The following is a 4,977-nucleotide window of genomic DNA, read 5'->3' on the forward strand; positions in this document are numbered from 1 at the left end:
CCGGTCACGCGCTGCGTCGGGGCGCCGGCCGGCACCTCGACGAAGGCCCGGACCGCGGTGGCCTTGCGGGCCACGAGGGGCACCGCGTTCTTCCAGTTCTGGACGCCCTGGGTCACCTCGAGGGCGACCAGGTCGACCGGGTTGTTGATGCAGCCACCGACGATCAGGCCGGCGAACTCGGCCGTGTTGCGGGCGAGGGTGAAGGTGCCGCCGCCGAACACGTGAGGTCCGTAGTACCCGCGGAGGGCGGCGCCGTTGCCGAGATCCTCGATGCCGACCACCGAGTAGCGGTCGAGACCGTCGGCCCTGGCGGCGGGGACCGATGTGCCGAGAGCGCCGGGCCCGTCGTTCTTGGTGCCGTCGCTCGACATGCACACGCGGGTGTCCGACCCGGACCGCCCGCCGGTCTTGAGCATCCCGGCCGCCTGCTCGAAGCCGGTCACCGGGTCGGTGCTGCTGGCGAACTGCTGGATGGCCTGGATCTTCTGAATGATCGCGTCGACGTCCGCCTGGGAGCTCAGCACCGTCAGGTCGACCTCGACCCGCGACTCGAACGGCCCGGACCACTGGTTGACCCCGACGGCGATCGACCCGTTCCGCGGAAAGGCCAGTGCGTCACTCAGCGCGGCCGAGTACCCGTCCTTCTGCAGCTCCCAGTCGCTGGAGTCGATGCTGCCCGAGCCGTCCAGCGAGAAGACGACGTCGATCTGCGGCGACGCCGCGTTCGCCGGCGGCATCGTGGCGACGACGGCGGCGCAGACGACCAGGGCGGCAAGGAGGCCCGCCAGGAGTCGTAGGCCGCGTCGCCCCGGACTGAATTGCACCGTCAAGGCGTTTCCCCCCGAAATCTCGTTACTTGGAGTTCCCTATGGTTGCAGTGCGTGAGAATGTCAGCGGACAGTGACTACCACCCGGAAGATCTGAAAGACCACTCCGGGCACTCCAGCCGAACGGTTGCGCATGAATCACACTTCGCCACGAAAGCCGCGTCCGGGCCTGGTCGTCCTCCTCGTCGCCCTCACGGCGCTGGCAGGGTGCGACACCGATGACGCCAGTGGCGCGGGCAACGGCGGCTCGCCCAAGGCGACGCCGCCCGCGGGCGCGAGCGCCGCCACCGGCAAGCTCACCGGCACCGTGATGCAGGTCTCCGACGTCGCCTCGATCCCGGACCAGCCACTACCCGAGGGAACGCTGCTCGTCATCCCGGCAGGGCGGGTTGGCTCGTTCTGGGCAGCCGCCGGGCAGCCGGACGGCGGACCTGCTCTGCCGCAGCAGACGGAGGTCAAGATCGAGGCGGCGGCGCTGGCCGCGGGCGAGGCGCTGGTGACGCCGGTGTCGGGCGGCCGGTTCACGGCCGACGTCGACCCGGCGGGCGCCGTCGTCTGCCTCGCCGACCCCTACGACGGCGGCCCCACGCCGCCATGGCTGATGCGCGGCTGCGGCGTGGTCCCGGAGGGGTACACAAGGGTGGTGGTAGAGCAAGGGATGACAGGCGTCATAGTGCGCGCCCCCTGAGGGCGGACGCTAGACGCACGGAGGGGTGGACGACCGGGAAAAGGGGGGACTGATCCAGTGGTAGGCGTCTCGGCGGACGGCCGCGCCAATGATCCGCGGGGGACGTTCGAGTCTTCGCATCTTCAGACGTAACTCGCTTGCCTAAGCGTTGCGCCGATAATCGACATTATGACATTTCCTACCGTAACTTCTGCGCTGGGCGCTCCTCAGCCGGGCCCTCAGTCGAGGCCGGTGGCGCCGGGGTCGGCGGCGGAACCACCGGCGGCCAGTACACGATCAGGAACGTCGCTATCGGCCCCAGGACGATCGACACCAGCCACCAGTTCCAGCCGCTGCGTCCTTTGGCCTGGGCCAGTCCCGCGTTGATCAGCGTCAACGTGCCCCACCCGACCGCGTAATCCGAGTCCGCCATGCCCGGAATGGTAAGAGGTCGCGTGGCGTCGGACTAAACTAACTACGGGTATGGGTCGGGATGACACGAGAGCGGCGATTTACACCATGGCCACGAGTGGGGCCAGGATTGGGCCGAACCTCCTGTACGGAAATCGGCGTTAGTGCTGGTGTCCGCCGGCCGCGCGCCGTGAGGGGAACCAGGTGAAGATGTCCGTGTCGTCGTTGGTGTCGCCGGGCACGAGGTCCGGCGCGGGTGACCAGAACACGACCACGCGCCCAGCCCGAGAGATGTCGGGGGTCTCGCCCCAGACCGGCTGTCCGTCGAGGTTCACCGACGCCCGGGTGGTGATCCCGCGCCGCAGGTCGCGCACCAGTACGCCGGTGCCGTCGTGGTCGTCACCGACGAGCTCGGACGAGCCGACGAAGGCCACGTAGCGCCCGTCCGGGGAGATCGTCGCTGACCGTCCCTCTCCCTCCTCGGCGCCCGCCGGCTCCGTCACCCGGGTCCGGGTGCCGCGGCGAGTGTCCGTCACGTAGATCTCGCCGCCCGGTTGCCAGCCCACCGGCCGGATCTCGAACGTAACGAATCGGCCGTTCGCGGAGATGGACGGCCCGCTCCCGCCGGAGGTCACCTGGCTGCCGGGCTCGACCGACACACCCGTTGTGGTCCCGGCGCGCTGATCGCGCAGGAAGACGTCGACGGTGCCATTGACGTCACCGGGCAGGACGTCCGGGGACGCGGACTGGAAGGCGACGAAACGACCGTCGGTGGAGAGCGCCGAACCGCCCCCGCCGGAGGCGAGCTGGGACCCGTCAGCAGCCACGGACACGCGACTGGTCATACCCGACCTCAGGTCGTGCACGAAGGCGTCTCTGCTCCGGTTGGTGTCGTCGGCGACCAGATTCGGGGCGTAGGAGGTGAAGGCGACGACCCGCCCGTTTCCCGAGATTTTCGCGCCGCCACTTGAGAACGTGGCCTGCGCCCCGTCGCCGGCGACGGACACGCGCCGCGTCGTCCCCGATCGCGTGTCGTGGATGAAGGCGTCGCTGGCGACGTTGGTGTCGCCGGGAACGAGGTTGGATGCGGAGGAGTCGAACGCCACGTACCGCCCGTCATCAGAGATGGACGGTTCGAAGCTGTAGCCATTCGCTTGTTCGCCGGCCGAGCCGACCGAGACCCGCCGGGTCACCCCGGAACGCAGGTCGCGCACAAAAATGTCGCTGGCCTCATTGGTATCGCCGGGAACGAGGTTCGACGCCATAGAGTCAAACGCGACGTAACGGCCCGAGGCCGTGACCGCCCCACGGACGCTGGCGTTGTTCGCCTCGTTACCGGCGGAGTCGACCGAGACGCGAACGGTCGCACCGCCGTGGTGTGCGCGTCCGGCCGCATCTGCCGATCCCGCCGCCGGAAACACGGCCGCGACCGAGACACCGACCACAGCCCCCAGAGTCTTCAGGCCCACCCCGCGTGACGCCCAACTGCTCAGTCTGTCCTTCAGCCAGCCGTTCATCATGCGTGCCCCCCTGACCCTTACGGACTGGTCGGTTGCGGATGTCACCCGGCCACATCGCGACACACCAACGACACGTTACGGATAGCAACAGTCGAGCACTGTTCGTGACTGCCGCCCCAAAGGGGCTGCGGCTCCTCGCCAGGGCGTGGACGCGGACGAGGACGGCGACCCGCGTTGTCCCGCCCACGCTGCGACCTGGGCCGAGTCGACGCCAGCAGCGAGCCACCGGGAGACGCCCGGTGTGCCGCAGGTCGCAGGGCGGGCGTCGAGCGAGGATGCGATCTCGGCCGACGTGAGGACGACCCGTCGATACCGACCATCCACTCGACCCGAGACCGTCCCACACCGCGGGCAAGGCACCCGCTCGGCGCGCGAGCGGACCATCATCACGAGCTACGAGCCCCCGTCCCTCGGCGACACACCCACGTCACAAGATCGGCGACTGCGCCTTTACTGGGTGGTCGTGTTGTGGCCGGCGCCGCCGGAGAGCTTGTCGTGGCCGGGCCCGCCTTCGATCAGGTCACTGCCGCTGTTGCCGTAGATCGTGTCGTGGCCGGGGCCGCCGTACAGGTGGTCGCGGTTGGTGCCGCCCCGGATCAGGTCGTTGCCGGAGTTACCGAAGATCTGGTCCGCGCCGACGCCGCCGGACAGGTCGTCGTTGCCGGGCCCACCCTTGATGAAGTTCGGGTTCTGGTCGCCGACGATGACGTCGTTGCCCTCATCGCCGGCCAGGTACCCATCACCGACGATCAGGTCGTTGCCCGGCCCGCCGTACGCCCCGCCCAGCGCGGTCGAGATCAGGGTGTCGTCGCCGTCCTCGCCGAACAGGCGGTCGTCGCCGGTGCCGATCAGGCGGTCGTTGCCGGTCCCGGCGTAGATCGTGTTGCTCCCGGAGGCGTGGATCGTGAGGCGGTCGTTCTTGTCGCCGAGGCGAACGGTGGCATCAGGCGGGGTCGGCAGCGACTCGTACAGGGTGCAGATCACGACGGTGGGATCGTCGGTGTCCGGTACCTCGCAGTTGTTCCCGGCGGTGATCGGGTACACGTCATCGATCGTGTACAGGAACATCAAGAACTGGGTGTTGCGGGGATCGGGAGTGCTCCGCTGCCTGATGGTCAGCTCGTTGAACTGGCCAGCACCCGCGACGAACGTCAGATAGAGCCCGTTGCTCGACGCAGTCGACGCGGTCGACGCGGTCGACGCGGTCGACGCGGTCGCGGCGCTGCCGCCGAGCGACCAACCGGTCGCGGTGATCATTGCGGCGGTGACGACACCGCCGACAATCCTGTTCCAGCGCTGGGCCATGCCGTTAGATCGGCCGCCATTGATCAACGTTACCGGCGCGCCGGGTGACAACCGGCGGACCTCACCGAGCGAGCGCGACTCTCGCGACGACGCCCGTGGCTGAGCGACTCCGTGGCTGAGCGCGACCCGGCCCGGCCACCACCGGCGCGGGCGGCACGAACTCGGCGCCGGACCCGGCCGCGGCCGCCCCGCACACCGCCAGCACCCGACCAGCGACCCGCCCCGCCCGCCGCAGCCAGTCCCGCAC

6 protein-coding genes are annotated in these 4,977 nt (G+C 69.4%); 1 reads left to right on the forward strand and 5 read right to left on the reverse strand.

Annotated elements, in window-relative coordinates:
- Window positions 1-824, reverse strand: an 824-nt coding sequence (locus tag AC08OU_RS22475; RefSeq protein ID WP_476605725.1) for a DUF1194 domain-containing protein, incomplete at its 3' end; no start/stop codon positions are given.
- Between the two features lie 136 nt (window positions 825-960).
- Here AC08OU_RS22475 and AC08OU_RS22480 point away from each other — a divergent pair.
- Window positions 961-1,515, forward strand: coding sequence for a hypothetical protein (locus AC08OU_RS22480; protein WP_476605720.1), 555 nt, complete (start codon window positions 961-963; stop codon window positions 1,513-1,515).
- 178 nt (window positions 1,516-1,693) lie between these two features.
- On the opposite strand, the gene AC08OU_RS22485 is transcribed toward AC08OU_RS22480, so the two are convergent.
- From AC08OU_RS22485 to AC08OU_RS22500, 4 genes are all read right to left on the reverse strand, one after another.
- Window positions 1,694-1,927 carry a hypothetical protein gene (locus AC08OU_RS22485; protein ID WP_476605721.1) on the reverse strand — a complete coding sequence of 78 codons (234 nt, stop codon included), beginning with the start codon at window positions 1,925-1,927 and terminating at the stop codon, window positions 1,694-1,696.
- Window positions 1,928-2,066: 139 nt separating this feature from the next.
- A complete protein-coding gene (locus AC08OU_RS22490) occupies window positions 2,067-3,425 on the reverse strand; it encodes a TolB family protein (RefSeq protein ID WP_476605722.1) in 1,359 nt (452 codons plus the stop codon).
- A 450-nt stretch (window positions 3,426-3,875) separates the two neighbouring features.
- On the reverse strand, window positions 3,876-4,730 hold the full coding sequence (locus AC08OU_RS22495; protein WP_476605723.1) for a calcium-binding protein: 855 nt from the start codon (window positions 4,728-4,730) through the stop codon (window positions 3,876-3,878).
- A 61-nt stretch (window positions 4,731-4,791) separates the two neighbouring features.
- Window positions 4,792-4,977: hypothetical protein (locus AC08OU_RS22500; protein WP_476605724.1), on the reverse strand; the 186-nt coding region annotated here is incomplete at its 5' end.

The organism is Frankia sp. CcMO1 (genome assembly GCF_977945845.1).